The sequence below is a fragment of the Micromonospora sp. NPDC005299 genome (assembly GCF_042872345.1).
Lineage (GTDB): Bacteria > Actinomycetota > Actinomycetes > Mycobacteriales > Micromonosporaceae > Micromonospora.
Genome location: NZ_JBIAKG010000002.1, coordinates 610,374 through 626,022 on the forward strand (window position 1 = coordinate 610,374; position 15,649 = coordinate 626,022).

Genomic DNA, 15,649 nt, shown 5'->3' on the forward strand with positions numbered 1-15,649 from the left:
TGATCGTTGGAAATCTTCAGGGCTTGAGCACCACCTTTAGGCAGTCGTCCTGCTTGTTCTTGAAGATGTCATAGCCGTGCGGCGTGTCGTCGAGCCGCATGGTGTGGGTGATGATGAAGCTCGGGTCGATCTCACCCTTGCGGATGCGCTCCAGCAGCGGGCGCATGTAGCGCTGCACGTGGGCCTGCCCGGAGCGCAGGGTCAGCGACCGGTTCATGAACGAACCCATCGGGAACTTGTCGATGAACCCGCCGTACGCCCCGATCGCCGAGACGGTGCCGCCGTTGCGGCAGGCCAGGATCGCCTCGCGCAGCGCGTGCGGCCGGTCGGTCTCCGCCTTCACCGCCTGCTTCGCCCGGTCGTACGCGTGCAATGCCGCCGAGGCGTGGTGCCCCTCCATGCCGACGGCGTCGATGCAGACGTCCGGCCCGCGGCCGGCGGTCATCTCGCGCAGCGTGTCCAGGACGTCGGTCTCCTCGTAGTTGATTGTCTCCGCGCCGGCCTTGTCCCGCGCGATCCGCAGCCGATACGGGAACCGGTCGATGACGACCACCTGTTCGGCGCCGAGCAGAAAGGCGCTCACCGCGGCGAACTGGCCGACCGGACCCGCGCCCCAGACCGCCACCACGTCCCCGGGCTTGACGTCGCCGATCTCGGCGGCCATGTAACCGGTGGGCAGCACGTCGGACAGGAACAGCACCTGCTCGTCCGCCAGGCCGTCCTCGATCTTGAGCGCCCCGACGTCGGCGTACGGCACCCGGACGTACTCGGCCTGCCCGCCCGCGTACCCGCCCATCAGGTGCGAGTAACCGAAGATGCCGGCGGGAGTGTGGCCCATCGCGGTCTCGGCGATCGCCGCGTTCGGGTTGGAGTTCTCGCAGACCGAGTAGAGGCCGCGTTGGCACGAGGCGCAGTCCCCGCAGGCGATGGGGAAGCCGACCACCACCCGGTCGCCGACGCGCAGCCCGTCCCGCGCCCCGGAGCCCAGTTCGACGATCTCGCCCATGAACTCGTGGCCCAGCACGTCGCCGCGCTTCATGGCCGGGATCAATCCGTCGAGCAGGTGCAGGTCGGATCCGCAGATCGCGGCCGAGGTGACCTTGACGACCGCGTCACGCGGGTTGAGGACCGTCGGGTCCGGTACCTCCTCGATGGCCACCCGGTTCGGCGCGACCCAGCAGTTGGCCTTCACGGTGCCTCCCTCACGCGGTCCGGTGGGCCGCCAGCGGGCGGGCCGGACGCTGCTTAGCCTGGTTTTGGATGCTCGTGCCGTCGGGCGTCCCGTCCGACCGGGTCAGCTCGCCGGTCTCGATGACCTGCTTGAACCGCCGCAGGTCGTCGCAGATCTGCTGCTGCGGGTTCTCGCCGAACGCCTTCGCGACCAGCGTGCCCACCCGGCGGCCCGGCACCGCGTACTCCAGTTCCACCCGCACCTCGGTGCCGTTGCCACCGGCGGCCGGGGTGAACCGGACCGTGCCGGAGTTGGGCACCCGGGAGCCGTCGACGGAGCGCCACCTGATGAGCTCGTCGGGGCGCTCCTCGACGATCTCCGCCTCCCACTCGACTGTCCGGCCGGCCGGCGCCTTCGCCGACCAGTGGGAGCGTTGCGGGCCGGTGTTGGTCACCGACTGGAGGTGGTACATGAACCGGGGCAGGTTCTCGAAGTCGTGCCAGAAGCGGTACGCCTCCTCGGGGGTGCGGTTGACCGTCACGGAGCCGTGCGCGAAGCCCTCCGGCCTGACCCGCCGGTTGCGGGTGGCGCGCACCGAGGCGTAGAGGTCGAGGGCGGTGATCCCGCCCAGGACGGCGAGGGTGAGACCGGCCCGCCGGCGCCGGTCGCCGCACCGGTTGCGGTACGCCTGGCCGGTCGCGGCCAGGTCCAGCACGTCACCCGCCACCCGGGTCCAGGGCCCCAGCCCGGCCCGCCGCGGCACCAGCAGCACCGCGGCGTGGCCGATCTCCCGGATCCCGGTGGCCCGCAACACCGTCCGAGCCGTGCGCGAGTCGTCCACGCCGGCCGCCCGGGCCAGCCGTGACCCCGCCGCGAGCGCGGTCACGCCGAGGCCGAGGCTGAACCAGCCGAGGAAGCGAGCCAGTCCCTCCGACCCCTGGTCCCGGGTCGCCCGTTGGATCCCGAGATTGTCGGTCACCGAGCGGACGCCCATGGTCGTCTCTCGTGTCATACGTCGTCACCCCGTGTTCGAGAAGGTGTCGGTGACCGTTCCCCGGTCGAGTGGGAGGTCGGGTACCGACAGGCCGCCGTGCCTTTCCCGCTAATCCCGGCCGCACACCCGGGCGGCCGGCCGGAGTGTGGAACCGGTGGCGGCGGGAACGCGGCGGCACGAAAGCGCGGACCCGCGCGGGGGCGGCGACACGGGGGAGAGGTATGGGCGCGAGGACTTCCACGGTGAGGCAGCGCCACCCCGGCCCGCTGCCGGGCGGGCCGCGGAACCGGGCCGGCGACGGGTTCCGCTCCGGCGAGCGCGTGCGACGCGCGGGCGGTCGGTGACCGCCGCCACCGACGCCACCGCCGAGCAGGGGTTCTCGGCCTGGTCGCCACTGCGCACGGCGGTCTATCGCAACCTGTGGTTGGCGCTGCTCGCGGCGAACATCGGCACCTGGATGCAGACGGTCGGCGCGCAGTGGCTGCTGGTGCACCAGTCCAACGCCTCCACGCTGGTCGCCCTGGTGCAGACCGCCAGCCTGCTGCCGATGCTGCTGCTCGCGCTGCCGTCGGGCGCGCTCGCGGACACCTTCGATCGCAGGCACCTGCTGATCTCCGTGCAGCTGTTCCTGGTGGCGGTGGCCGTGGCCCTGACCCTGCTCACGGCGGCGGGGCGGATGCCGCCGGCGTTGCTGCTCACCCTCACCTTCGCCTTCGGCGTCGGGCAGGCGCTGACCCTGCCGGCCTGGGCCTCGATCATCCCGGAGCTGGTGCCTCGCGAGCAGCTGCGGGCGGCCTCCGCGTTGGGCGCGATCAGCGTCAACGCGGCCCGTGCCGTCGGGCCCGCCGCCGCCGGTGTGCTGATCGCCCGGGTGGGCGTGGCCCCGGTCTTCGGACTCAACGCGGTGGCCTACCTGATCTTTGCGCTGGCCCTGGTCCGGTGGCGTGCCGGCGGCGCCCGGGCCGTCGAGGTGCCCGAGCGGTTCACCGCCGCGCTGCGCGCCGGCGGCCGCTACGTGCGGCACTCGCCGACGGTGCGCCGGCTGCTGCGCCGGGCGCTGGTGTTCATCATCCCGGCCAGCGCCCTGTGGGCGCTGCTGCCGCTGGTGGCGAGCCGTCGGCTCGGCCTGGGCTCCGGCGGGTACGGCCTGCTGCTGGCGGCCCTGGGGGTGGGCGCCATCCTGGGTGGGCTGCTGCTGTCGTGGACCCGCACTGCGATGAGGCCCAACCAGTTCCTGCTGCTGGCCGGGGCGGTGTACGGGGCGACGCTGATCGTGGTGGGCACGGTCCGGAGCGTTCCGGTGGTGCTGGTCGCCCTGCTGCCGGCCGGGTTGGCGTGGGTGACCGTGCTCTCCAACGTCAACGCCGAGATCCAGCTCTTCCTCCCCGGCTGGGTACGCGCCCGTGGCCTGGCCGTCTATCAGGTGGTCCAGGGCGGCGGCCAGGCCGTCGGCGCGCTGCTCTGGGGCGTGGTGGCCGACCTCACCGGGCTGGTCGCCGCCTTCGGAGTGGCGGCCGCCCTGATGCTGGTCGGTGCGGTGACGTCGCAGGTCTGGCCGCTGCCCGACCTGCGCGGACTGACCCGGGACCCGACCGCCTACCGGCCGCCCCTGGCCCTCATGCTCCAGCCGGATCCCCGGGTGGGACCGGTGCTGGTGACGGTCACCTACACGGTCCGGCCCGAGCAGGAGGGGGAGTTCCTCGACGCGATGAACCGCGTCCGCGGGTCGCGGCAGCGCACCGGGGCGATGCGGTGGGGGCTGTTCCGCGCCGGCGAGACGCCCGACCAGTTCACCGAGGTCTACCTGGTGCCCTCCTGGGACGAGCACCTGCGCCAGCACGGCGGCCGGCTGACCGAGGCCGACCGGCAGGCGGAGGACCGGGCGCGGGACCTGTCCGACGGCGCGCCGGTGGTACGCCACCTGCTGCCGGCGGCCGTCGGCCGGGCGGAGGCGGCCGGCGAGCAGGTGTGCTGACGGTCGACCCGGCGTCAGTCGCCCTCGGGGACGGCCATCTCGCCGAGCCGCGACCAGTCCTGCTGCGGCACGGTCGTGTTGACGATCCGGGGCGTCTCGGCCAGGTGCGGCGGGAGGGTCCGCTGGGCCTCGCGGAAATGCGCGGACTGCACGTGCGACGCGCCGGCGTCGTCGTCGCGGAACGCTTCGACCAGCACGTACTCCGTCGGGTCGTCCAGGCTGCGGGACCAGTCGAACCAGAGGCAGCCCGGCTCGGCCCGGGTGGCCTCGGTGAACTCGGCGGCGATCTGCGGCCAGCGGTCGGCGTCCTCGGGCCGGACCCGGAACTTCGCGGTAATGAAGATCATGCGCCTAAGGCTACCCAGGCCGGCGCCGGCTCGCCGTTGTCGCCGGTCAGCCCTTCGTGACCGGGGCGAGCAGCTCCGACGCCCGGCGGTCGGCGAACGCGGTGACCGCCTGCTGCCCGGCGCCGAAGACGATGGCGACGCCCAGCAGGGCGGCGGTGCTGTTTACCGTGGTCTCCACCAGGCCGCCGATCACCAGCATGATCCCGACGACCGCTACCAGCGGACCGATCGCCAGCTTCAGCAGGCCCTGCTGGAAGGGCAGCTTGTAGGGCAGGCCGCCGGAGCGCGAGGTGATCATCGAGGGCAGGGCGCTGATGAACGCCCCGAGCGCCCCGGCGATGAGCACGAAGAAGAGCAGCCGCCAGGCCGGCACCCCGGCCGCGTCGGTCGGCGGCTTGAGCAGCTGAACGTCCCGGCTGCGCCACTGCACCAGCACCATCAGCACCTCGGCGACCAGCGCGAAGACCGACAGCCCCAGCATCCGGTTGCGCAACCGGCGCACCGACTCGTGGAACTCGTCCGACGCGGAGTGGTAGCGCAGCAGCAGCGCCTGCACCTTGGCCTGGAACCGCGCCGACGCGGCAACGTCCGCCGACGCGTCGAAGTCGGTCAGCACCTTGTCGTCGGCCTTCAGGAACTGCGCGGCCGCGCCCTGGTACGCCGGCAGCAGACCGAGCAGCTCCTCCGGCGTCCGCAGCCCCGCCATGGCGCGTTCCACCGAGTGGATGGTCTGCCAGGCGTACTCCAGGTTGCCGCCGCGCAGCCACTCGACCACCCCGCTGCGGCCCAGCACGGACTCCACGCCGGACAGTTGGGCGCGCAGCGCGGCGACCCGGCCGGGGTTCACGGTGCCGCCGGCCGCCAGGCCGCCGAGTTGCTGGTACAGGTCGTCCAGCTTGGTCCGTACCCGCACCTGCCAGACCGCGGTGGGCACGGTGGACCCGGGCGGCGCCGGCGCCGGAGTCTCCGGGGTGGTCCCGAGCTGGGTCTCCTGGTCGATCATGGCGACTGCCCCCCAACCGGCGCAGCTCGGCGGCTGGCCTCTCGTCCAGTATCCGCAGGTCAGGGGCGGAATGGCCAGGGCGATTCGGGCAGTTGACAGCTTCCGTGCCGCAGGGGTCCCCGACCCGACGGTCCATGGTGGCGGAGCCCGGCGGCGCCCTGCCAACGCCGCCCCGGCGGTGCGGCCGGGCCGTCCGGGCCGACGGGCCGCGCCGGGCGGTGGATGTCGGGACGGCATCCACCTCGGACGATGGTTCGAGGTGGAGCGGCGAGGACCGGCGCGGCTCGGCGAGCACGGACGCAGGGAGGACGATGTGCGCAGACACGACAGGTTCCGACGGGTGCTGGGCGCCGCGACGGTCGTGGTGGTCATCGGCGGTCCGGGAGTGGCGTCGCCGGCCGCCGCGGCGGCGCCGGGATCGCGGCCCAGCGTCGTGCACTACGACTCGGCGGACCTGGCCGAGTACGAGCGGAAGTGGTCGAACATCTACGGGCCGCTGGACGGAGCGACCCGTGACGTCGACGACGGGGTGCTCACCGTCAGCGACGTGCCGTTCAAGACCGGTGTGGACTTCAGCGTCTACGACCACCTCAAGTACATGGCCGTCAGCAACCGGACCTTCCCGGTGCCCCGGCAGGGGGCGGTCGAGTTCTCCGTGGACATCACCGCGCGCACCCCCGGCGCGATCGGCGGGCACGTGGTGCACGGCCGGTACGGGCCGCCCGGCTCCGCGGCCGTCGCCGGCCCCACCGCCCGCCCCTACGCCGACGCCGTGCTGGAGGGCCAGCAGGCGGCCGTCGTGCTCAACATGATCGACTTCTGCACCGGGCAGCTCTTCGACTGGTTCGTCTCCGGCACCCGGGCGTTCCCGCTGATCGAGCGGCTGCCCAGCACGGTCACCGGCAACACCACCAACCCGGACTGCCCGGGCGCCACCGAGGTCGGCCTGGACCGGGCGTACACGCAGATCATCCGGGAGGTGCCGATCACGCCGGGCGTGCCGCACCGGGCCGCGATCCGCTATCGCGAGGCGGGCGGGCACGCCAGCGTGACGTACCTGCTCGACGGCGTGGTGGTCGCGCGGGTCGGGCAGGTGGGCGTGCCGCTGGACCGGCAGCGCGTCAGCTACACCGGCACGTACCCGTCGCTGGGCCCCGGTGAGCCGCTGGCCGGGAAGATCCGGTCGTTCTCCCTGGCGCACGGCCTGTTCAGCCTGCTCGACGCGTTCCCGTTCCAGTACGGCTGCACCCCGCCGGACGCCACCGGCCCGGGCATCTGCGACCCGCGGTACGCGCCCTACAGCGTCTCCATCCCGCCCGCCGAGCGGACCTTCGGCCAGGGCGCGATCGGCTCGTTCCGCAACTTCACCGTCCGCACGGTCGGCCGGTAGGCGGCCCCGAGCCGCCGGGCCGGGGGACACCGGCGGCGCGTACCGGTCGGTAGCCTGGGTCGGTGACCGTCTACGCCCTCGCGCAGATCACCGTCCACGACCGACAGCGCTACGACCGGTACGTCGCGGCCTTCCTGCCCGTCCTGGCCCGGCACGGCGGCCGGCTGCTCGCCGCCGACGCGTCCCCGCGGGTGGTCGAGGGGAATTGGCCGCACGAGAAGGCCGTGCTCATGTCCTTCGACAACCGGGAGGACTTCGAGCGGTGGTCGACCTCGCCGGAATACCGGGAGATCTCCCGGGACCGGGAGGCGGCCACCGAGGGAGTCGTCCTCCTGCTCGACGGGATCGGCCACGCCTGGCCGGCCTGACCGCCGCCCGTCACAGCCGGTGCCGCACCCAGACGTTCGGCTCGACGTAGGCGGCGTGGTCGTGGGCCACGTCGACCAGCACCGGCGCCAGCGCGCCCGGCACGTGCACCGGCCCGCTGGTGGCGAACGGCAGCCCGGTCCACCGCCGCCAGTCGGCGAGGGTGCCGGTGATCGCCATCGATCGGGGCGCCACCCGTTCGATCACCCCGCCGGCCCGGACGTGCACCCGCAGCCACGGGTCGACCGGCAGGCCGTCGGGGCGCACCCGTGCCGCGTACTCGGTCATCGGTAGGTCGGGGACGGCGGCCTTGCCGTTCGGGCGCACCGGTGCCACCAGGGTGTCGAAGCCCTGCCGGGCGACCGCCTCGCGCATCGCCGTGAGCACCAGCCCGGACACCCCGCCGCCGCGCCGCTCCGGCCGCACGCAGATCTCCAGCGCGGAGACCAGGTTCGGGGTGGCGCCGGCGAGGCGGTTGACGGCGGCCCGCTGGATCATCCGGTCCCAGCCGCCGTCGGGCAGCTCGTCCTCCGTCCAGCGCAGCGGCACCGCGTACGCCCGGGCGACGGCGCGACCCGGCTCGGCCGGGTCCACGGCGGCGAAGACGAACTCCGGGTAGAGGTCGTGGGCGACGCTGTAGTACACCGACCCCATCGGGTCCCAGAGCATGAACTGCGGCCAGGCGCCGTCGAAATCCTTGTCGAGCAGCGGCGCCAGCTCGGGGCGCTCCGCCAGGCTCACGATGTCCAGGGTCACGCCGGGCACGGTAGAGCGGTCACCGCCTGATCCGCACGCCCTTTTCCGCTCCGGCGGCGGCCGGCGCCCCGCAGGCGCCGGCCGCCGTCCGAGCGGGTGTCGGCGCTGCGGTCAGGTGCCGTAGACCTCGACCTCGTAGAGGCGGGCGGCCGCGTCGGTGGTCTGGGTGGGGGTGAGCACCTTGACCAGCACGTACCTGCCGTCGACGGACATCGGATGGCTGCTCACGCCCGCCGTGTTGCCGCGGACCTGGGCGACGGTCGTCCACGTCGACCCGTCCGGGGAGACCTGGAGGTCGAAGTCCCGGGTGTTCCAGGCGGGATCCTCGCCACCGGCGGCGGCGTGGTGGACGGTGATCGACTGGATGCGGTGGCCGGCGCCCAGGTCGATGCGGAGGGACTTCGTGGCGCCGGTCGAGCACCACTTGTCGGAGTTGCCGCCGGAGGTGCTGCCGTTGACGGCCTTCTCAGGCCCCTCCGTGCTGGCGCACTGCGAGTCGGCGGTGGCGGGCCGGTTCAGCGCCAGGTTCGTCGCGCCGGCCGTGCCGTACACCTCGAACTCGCCGATGCGGGCCGCGGTGTTGCCGTTGTTGGTGGGCGTGGTGATGCTGAGCCGGACGTACCGGGCGGTCACGGCCGGGACGGGGTGGTAGGTGCGGCTCGCGCGGTTTCCCGTGACGGTGGCGCGGGTCGTCCAACCGCTGCCGTCGGTGCTGGTCTGGATGGTGAAGTCACCGGTGTTCCAGCCGGTGTTCTCCCCGCCGAGCCCGGCGTGCTTGACGACGAAGCAGCGGACGGTCTGGTTCGCTCCGAGGTCGACCTGGAGGAACTTCGTGCCCGCCGCGAGCGAGCACCACTTGCTGGTGCTGCCGAGGCGTCCGTCGAACGCCTTCTCCGGACCCTCGGCGGTGTTGCACGCGGCCGAGCCGCTGGCCGGCTTGCCGGCGGCCAGGTTGGTGCCCAGCTCCGGTGCGGCGGCCGGCGGGGTGGACCCATCGGTGAACGACGGCGGCACGTCGGCGGGAGTGGTGCCCCACGAGGACGGGGCGCCGCCCATCGTGTACGACAGGGTCGCGCCGCCCGCGAGGTCGCCGTAGCGCAGCCAGGTGCGCTGGGTGGCCGCCCCGTTGACGGCGAGGCTCTGCACGTACTGGTTGCCCTGGCCGGCGTTGGCGGCGGTGATCTGGACGTCACCGGCCGGCCGGTCGACGAGGATCGACGGGAAGAGCGGGCCGTGCAGGGCGAGGGTGTCCGCCCCCGGGGTGGGCGGGTACATGCCGAGGGCCGACCAGACGTACCAGGCGGAGGTGGCGCCGAGGTCGTCGTTGCCGGGCAGCCCGCCGGGGCCGGTGGTGAACGACTCGTTCATGATCCGCCGGACCGCGGCGCTGGTGCCGGCCGGCGCCGCCGCGAAGTGGTAGGCCCACGGGACGCCGTGCTCCGGCTCGTTGCCGATGTAGAAGTACGGCTGCGACTGGCCGCCGTTGGTCTGGGTGAAGTGGTGGTCGAGCCGCTGGACGGCGGTCTGCCGTCCGCCCATGAGGTCGATCAGGGCGGCGAAGTTGTAGGGGACCATCCAGGTGTACTGCGACGCGTTGCCCTCGACGAAATTCGACTGGCTGGCCGGGTCGAGCGGCCACGGCCAGGTGCCGTCGGCGTTGCGCGGGTGGACGTAGCCCGATTCGGGGTTGAACGTGTTGCGCCACCACTGCGCCCGCGCCATGTGGGTGTCGTACGTGGCCGTGTCGCCGAGGGCGCGGGCGAACTGGGCCACCGCGAAGTCGCTGGCGGAGTATTCCAGCGAGTCCGACGGATCGCCGTCGATGTAGTGGCGTTGGACGTAGCCGCTCTGCCGGCCGCGGATCGGGCTGCCCTGGGTGGTGCCGCCGGCGGAACTCTTCTTCATCAGGGCCAGCGCCGCCGCGGTGTCGAACCCCCGTACGCCGAACTGGTACATGCTGTCGACGATGATCGGGCCGGGGTCGCCGGTCATGACGAAGGCCTCGTTGGTGTTGTGCGACCACTTCGGCAGCAGGCCGCCCTGCTGCCCGTCGAGCACCATGGACCGGGCGATGTCGGCCGCCTCGGCGGGCGCGAGGAAGGCGATCAGCGCGGCCCAGGAACGGTAGATGTCCCAACCGGAGTAGTTCTGGTAGACCGGGTGGCCGGCGGTGTGAACGGCGTTGTCGAAGCCGCGGTACTGCCCGTCGACGTCGCTGGCCAGGTTGGGGTTGATGAACACGCGGTACAGCGCGGCGTAGAACTTCTGCAGGTCGGCGGCGGCGCCACCGGTGACCTGCACCCGGTTGAGGATCGCGTTCCACTGGGCGTCGGCGTTGGCGCGGACGGTGTCGAAGGCGAAGCCGGACTGCTCGGCGGCCAGGTTGGCCTGCGCGCCCGCCGGGCTGACGAAGGAGATGCCGACCTTGACCTGCACCACGGGGTTGCCGGAGGTGTCGAAGGTCAGGTACCCGCCGGAGTTGGTGCCGCTGGCGTTCGTGGAGCCGGCGGTGACGGTGCCGCCGAGCCAGGTGCCGACGCCGCTGGGGGCGCGGTCGAACTCCATCCGGTAGAAGATCTGGTAGGTCCTGCTGTTGCCGCAGAAGCCGCCGCCGGTGACGCTGCCGGTCACGGTGGAGCCGCTGATCTGGATCGAGCCGGCACGGCTGCCGGTGGCGCTGCGACTGGTGTTGATCAGCACCCGCGCGGTGCTGGTCGCGGGATAGGTGAGGCGCAGGACGGCGCTGCGCTGGGTGGCCGACGCCTCGACGCGGGTGTTGCCGTAGTTGCTGAGCACGGTCCGGTAGAAGCCGGGACGGGCCTGTTCCTGTGCCTTGTCCTGGGTGGCGCGGTAGGAGGTCCACGAGGTGCCCGGCGAGGCGCCGAGCGCGCCGGTGACGGGCAGGATCCCGAGGTCCTCGTTGTTGGCGCAGCCGGCGCCGTTGAAGTGGGTGAGGCTGAACTCCTCGATCTGGGTGTCGGCGAAGCGGTAGCCGGAGGGCGAGGCGGTGGGGGTGTCCGGGCTCAGCTGCACCATGCCGAAGGGCTGCACCGGGCCGGGGACGGTGCTGCCGCCGGCGCCGCCGCCGACGGGGTTCGGCGCGTTGCTGTCGTCGGTGCCGATGAACGGGTTCACGTACGGAGTGAGGTTGAGCGGCGCCGCTGCGGCGGGTGAGGCGACCGCGACGAGCGCGGACGCGCCGGTGATGGCGGTGGCCACCAGGGTGAGCAGACGGGACGGGCCTGATCGGAGCATGAGGCGATCCTCCTTCGAGGCGCGGACGACACTCTGTGACATCGTTGTCATCGACAGGTGTCATGGTCCTGTGTAGAGCCCCGGGAGGTGCGTGTCAATGGGGGACTAGGTGCCGGCTGTCCCCGCCGAGGTCGGCGGCCGTTCGCCCGAGCCACGGGCGAGCAGCCGGGTCGGGATCACCACCTGCCGGGCCGGTCCGCGATGGCCGTCGATCCGGTCGAGCAGCAGTCCCGCCGCCCGCCGGCCCATCTCCTCCGGGTCGTGCGCGACGACGCTCACGCCCAGGACGTCGCCGAGGTCCACCTCGTCGAAGCCCACCAGCGCGGGCGGGGCGGGGTGCCCCCGCAGGGCCCGCAGGGCGCCCAGCGTGATCCGGTTGTTCATGGTGAATAGGGCGGTCGGAGGGGCGGCGCGGCCCAGCAACCCGAGCACGGCCGCTTCGGCGGCGGGGACGTCGTGCGCGTTCTCCACCAGGTAGTCCGCCCAGTTCGCCACGCCGGCCGCGCGCATGGCCTCGGCGAAGCCGTCCAGCCGGTCCCGATGGGTGCTCAGGCGGGACAGGTCGCCCACCACTCCGATCCGCCGGTGACCGGCCGCGGTCAGGTGGGCGCCGGCCTGCCGGGCGCCGTGGTGGTTGTCCAGCAGCACGGTGTCCGCGGCCAGCTCGACCGGCGGCCGGTCCACGAACACGAACGGGATGCCGTGGCGGTGTTCGGCCGCGAAGTGGGCGTGCTCGGTCGCGGTCGAGGCGATCACCAGCCCGCGGACCCGCCGTTCCAGCAGCGCGTCGGCGAGCCGCCGCTCCCACTCCGGATCCTCGTCGGTGCTCGCGGTGATCAACTGGAGGCCCCGCATGCGCAGGTCGCGCTCCAGGCCCCCCGCCAGCCGGGAGTAGAACGGGTTCGCCAGGTCGCCGATGAGCAGGCCGACCAGGGTGGAGGTGCTCGCGCCGCGGCGGAGCTCCCGGGCCACCCCGTTCAGTCGGTAGCCGAGCTGGTCGGCGGCGTCGCGCACCCGCAACCGGGTCTCCGGGGCCACCCGCGGCTCGCCGGCGAGGGCCCGGGAGGCCGTCTTGACCGACACCCCGGACAGCGCCGCGACCTGGGCCAGGCCCGGTCGACCAGCCTTCCGGTCAGCGGTCATGGCGGGAATTATGACACCCGGGTGTCGGGTGGTCGCCGGCTCGGGCCGGCGGTCGGCGGCACGACGTGACCAGGCGGACCCGGGTCATGAAGGTGCCTCGGAACGGCGGCGGTATACGATGCGCGTCAACGATGTCATGGGTTGATCAGTAGCACCACCGGGGCGCTTCTCGGCAACCCGCAGGTGCGTCGCGAAGGTCACTCACCGTGGCGGTCGATATTACCGACTTGTTACGTAAATGAGCGACTTGAGCACTTGCGGAAGGGCCCCGGACGAGATTGGGTTGCCCACGACAACGAAAAGTGAGCGTCTGTCATAACCCGCGGAGGCGGCCATGACGTTGGCAAGGTGGTGGGAGCGATGAGCGATCTGCCCGTCCTCCTGGAGATGCGCTCCATCACCAAGGAGTTCCCCGGCGTCAAGGCCCTGGCCGACGTCAACCTGGTGGTCCGCGCCGGCGAGATCCACGCCATCGTCGGCGAGAACGGCGCCGGCAAGTCGACGCTGATGAAGGTGCTCAGCGGCGTCTACCCGTACGGCAGCTACGACGGCCAGATCAGCTACCAGGGCGCCGAGACCCGCTTCTCGGACATCCGGGCGAGCGAGAACGCCGGGATCGTGATCATCCACCAGGAGCTCGCGCTCATCCCGGGCATGTCGATCGCCGAGAACATCTTCCTCGGCAACGAGCCGCGCAAGCACGGGGCGATCGACTGGAAGGCCGCCAACCGGATGGCGCTGGACCTGATGGCCCGGGTCGGCCTGCGGGAGGACCCGGACACCCTGGTCAAGGACATCGGTGTCGGCAAGCAGCAGCTGGTGGAGATCGCCAAGGCGTTCGCCAAGGACGTCAAGCTGCTCATCCTGGACGAGCCGACGGCCGCGCTCAACGAGGCCGACTCGCAGCACCTGCTGGACCTGCTGCGCGGATTCCGCTCGCGGGGCATCACCTCGATCATGATCTCGCACAAGCTCAACGAGATCGAGGCGATCGCCGACCAGATCACCATCCTGCGCGACGGCCGGACCGTCGAGACGCTGGACGTCAAGGCGAACGGCGTCGACGAGGACCGGATCGTGCGGGGCATGGTCGGTCGCGAGCTGAGCAGCCGCTTCCCCGACCACACCCCGAAGATCGGCGAGGTCTTCTTCGAGGTACGCGACTGGAACGTCCGGCACCCGATCTCCGCCGAGCGGCAGGTCTGCAAGAACGAGAGCTTCACGGTGCGGCGCGGCGAGATCGTCGGCTTCGCCGGCCTGATGGGCGCCGGCCGCACCGAGCTGGCCATGAGCGTCTTCGGCCGCTCCTACGGGGTGTACGAGTCGGGCACGATCATCAAGGACGGCAAGGAGATCGTCCTGAAGTCGGTGGCGGACGCGATCGCCCACGGGCTCGCCTACGTCAGCGAGGACCGCAAGGCGATCGGCCTGAACCTGCTCGACGACATCAAGACCTCCACGGTCGCCGCCAAGCTGTCGAAGATCTCGCGCCACGGCGTCCTGGACGAGGTCGCCGAGTACACGGCGGCCGAGTCCTACCGCCGGGAACTGCGCACCAAGGCGCCGACGGTCGACGAGGGCGTCTCCAAGCTCTCGGGCGGCAACCAGCAGAAGGTCGTCCTGGCGAAGTGGATGTTCACGGACCCGGACCTCCTGATCCTCGACGAGCCGACCCGCGGCATCGACGTGGGCGCCAAGTACGAGATCTACAGCATCATCCAGCGGCTCGCCGACCAGGGGAAGGGCGTCGTCGTCATCTCCTCGGAGCTGCCCGAGCTGATCGGGCTCTGCGACCGCATCTACACCGTGTTCGAAGGCACCATCACCGGCGAGATCGCCCGGCAGGACGCGGACCCGGAAACCCTCATGAAGCAGATGACCTCGACGAAGAAGATGCAGACACGATGAGCCGAATCAAGGACCTGCAGAAGAACCTCTTCGGAGGGACCACGTCCAACGCCCGCCAGTTCGGGATGATCTTCACCCTGGTGGCGATCGTCGTCCTGTTCCAGATCCTGACGGACGGCCTGACCCTGCGATCGGACAACCTGATCGCGCTGTTCAACCAGAACTCGTACATCCTCATCCTGGCCATCGGCATGCTGATGGTGATCGTGGCCGGGCACATCGACCTCTCGGTCGGCTCGATCGCCGCCTTTACGGGCATCCTGGTGGCCAAGTCGATGGCGGAGTGGTCGCTGCCCTGGCCCGTCGCCATTCTGTTCGGCCTGGTGATCGGCGCGATCATCGGCGCCTGGCAGGGCTTCTGGGTCGCCTACGTCGGGGTGCCGGCGTTCATCGTCACCCTGGCCGGCATGCTGCTCTTCCGGGGCGGCAACCAGTTCATCGGCAACGCGAACACGATCTCGGTGCCGGAGGGCTTCCGGGTGATCGGCTCGGGCTTCCTGCCCGAGGCCGGCCCGGACACCGGCTACAACAACCTGACGCTCCTGCTCGGCCTCGCCGCGTGCGTGGCCGTGGTGTGGCGGGAGTTCCAGGCCCGCAAGACCCGCCGGGAGATGGACGCCGAGCCGGCCCCGATGTGGATCTCGGTGCTCCGGATGGCCGTCATGGTCGGTGTGATCGTCTTCGCCGCGCTCCGCTTCGCCAGCGGCCGGGTCGGCACGAGCTTCCCGGTCTCCGGCATCATCCTGCTGGCGCTGGTGCTGGCGTACTCCTTCTACACCCGGAACACCGCCGGCGGCCGGCACATCTACGCCGTCGGTGGCAACTCCCGGGCCGCGGAGCTCTCCGGTGTGAAGCTCAAGCGGGTCAACTTCTTCGTCATGATGAACATGGCCGTCCTGGCCTCCCTGGCCGGCATGATCTTCGTGGCCCGTTCGGCGGCCTCCGGTCCGCAGGACGGCAACGGCTGGGAACTGGACGCGATCGCCGCGGTCTTCATCGGTGGCGCGGCCGTCTCGGGCGGCATCGGCACCATCAGCGGCTCGATCGTCGGCGGTCTGGTGATGGCCGTGCTGAACAACGGCCTGCAACTGCTCGGCGTCGGCACCGACCGGGTCCAGATCATCAAGGGCCTGGTGCTGCTGCTGGCCGTCGCGCTGGACGTCTACAACAAGAAGCAGGGCCGGTTCTCGATCATCGGCAGCCTCACCCGCTCGTTCCGCCGCGACACCCCGACCCCGCCCACGGCGCCACCGGACGCGGAACGGGAGACCGCCCGCACGGCCGTGCCGAGCTGACGTTCCACCCCGCCTCACACCCCGTATCACCTCTCCAGAAGGGCAC

General features: G+C 71.8%; 12 protein-coding genes. 5 read left to right on the forward strand and 7 right to left on the reverse strand.

What is annotated here, in order from left to right:
- Nucleotides 1–16: 16 nt before the first annotated feature.
- On the reverse strand, nucleotides 17–1,192 hold the full coding sequence (locus tag ACFYPD_RS08115; protein ID WP_387110253.1) for a zinc-dependent alcohol dehydrogenase: 1,176 nt from the start codon (nucleotides 1,190–1,192) through the stop codon (nucleotides 17–19).
- 10 nt (nucleotides 1,193–1,202) lie between these two features.
- The gene (locus tag ACFYPD_RS08120; RefSeq protein ID WP_387110255.1) at nucleotides 1,203–2,183 is read right to left on the reverse strand and encodes an SRPBCC family protein; all 981 of its coding nucleotides are present in this window, start codon (nucleotides 2,181–2,183) and stop codon (nucleotides 1,203–1,205) included.
- A 322-nt stretch (nucleotides 2,184–2,505) separates the two neighbouring features.
- Between ACFYPD_RS08120 and ACFYPD_RS08125 the strand changes: the two genes are divergently transcribed.
- Nucleotides 2,506–4,140 carry an MFS transporter gene (locus ACFYPD_RS08125; RefSeq protein WP_387110257.1) on the forward strand — a complete coding sequence of 545 codons (1,635 nt, stop codon included), beginning with the start codon at nucleotides 2,506–2,508 and terminating at the stop codon, nucleotides 4,138–4,140.
- A gap of 14 nt (nucleotides 4,141–4,154) precedes the next feature.
- On the opposite strand, the gene ACFYPD_RS08130 is transcribed toward ACFYPD_RS08125, so the two are convergent.
- Nucleotides 4,155–4,487: a putative quinol monooxygenase gene (locus tag ACFYPD_RS08130; RefSeq protein ID WP_387110259.1), complete on the reverse strand. Its 333-nt coding sequence runs from the start codon at nucleotides 4,485–4,487 to the stop codon at nucleotides 4,155–4,157.
- A gap of 46 nt (nucleotides 4,488–4,533) precedes the next feature.
- Complete coding sequence (locus ACFYPD_RS08135; protein WP_387110261.1) at nucleotides 4,534–5,490, reverse strand: hypothetical protein; 957 nt, start codon at nucleotides 5,488–5,490, stop codon at nucleotides 4,534–4,536.
- 313 nt (nucleotides 5,491–5,803) lie between these two features.
- Here ACFYPD_RS08135 and ACFYPD_RS08140 point away from each other — a divergent pair, with 313 nt between their 5' ends.
- Nucleotides 5,804–6,880, forward strand: a complete 1,077-nt coding sequence (locus ACFYPD_RS08140) for a DUF6081 family protein (RefSeq protein ID WP_387110263.1) — start codon at nucleotides 5,804–5,806, stop codon at nucleotides 6,878–6,880.
- Between the two features lie 62 nt (nucleotides 6,881–6,942).
- The gene (locus tag ACFYPD_RS08145; RefSeq protein WP_387110264.1) at nucleotides 6,943–7,248 is read left to right on the forward strand and encodes a DUF1330 domain-containing protein; all 306 of its coding nucleotides are present in this window, start codon (nucleotides 6,943–6,945) and stop codon (nucleotides 7,246–7,248) included.
- Nucleotides 7,249–7,258: 10 nt separating this feature from the next.
- Here ACFYPD_RS08145 and ACFYPD_RS08150 read toward each other — a convergent pair whose 3' ends face one another.
- From ACFYPD_RS08150 to ACFYPD_RS08160, 3 genes are all read right to left on the reverse strand, one after another.
- Nucleotides 7,259–8,002, reverse strand: coding sequence for an N-acetyltransferase (locus ACFYPD_RS08150; RefSeq protein WP_387110266.1), 744 nt, complete (start codon nucleotides 8,000–8,002; stop codon nucleotides 7,259–7,261).
- A 111-nt stretch (nucleotides 8,003–8,113) separates the two neighbouring features.
- A complete protein-coding gene (locus tag ACFYPD_RS08155) occupies nucleotides 8,114–11,257 on the reverse strand; it encodes a GH92 family glycosyl hydrolase (protein ID WP_387110268.1) in 3,144 nt (1,047 codons plus the stop codon).
- A 105-nt stretch (nucleotides 11,258–11,362) separates the two neighbouring features.
- Nucleotides 11,363–12,400: a LacI family DNA-binding transcriptional regulator gene (locus ACFYPD_RS08160; protein WP_387110269.1), complete on the reverse strand. Its 1,038-nt coding sequence runs from the start codon at nucleotides 12,398–12,400 to the stop codon at nucleotides 11,363–11,365.
- Nucleotides 12,401–12,760: 360 nt separating this feature from the next.
- On the opposite strand from ACFYPD_RS08160, the gene mmsA reads away from it, so the two are divergent.
- Nucleotides 12,761–14,308 carry a multiple monosaccharide ABC transporter ATP-binding protein gene (gene mmsA, locus ACFYPD_RS08165; protein WP_387110271.1) on the forward strand — a complete coding sequence of 516 codons (1,548 nt, stop codon included), beginning with the start codon at nucleotides 12,761–12,763 and terminating at the stop codon, nucleotides 14,306–14,308.
- The gene (gene mmsB / locus ACFYPD_RS08170; protein ID WP_387110273.1) at nucleotides 14,305–15,603 is read left to right on the forward strand and encodes a multiple monosaccharide ABC transporter permease; all 1,299 of its coding nucleotides are present in this window, start codon (nucleotides 14,305–14,307) and stop codon (nucleotides 15,601–15,603) included. Before mmsA ends, mmsB begins: the two co-directional genes overlap by 4 nt.
- The last annotated feature ends 46 nt before the right edge of the window (nucleotides 15,604–15,649 follow it).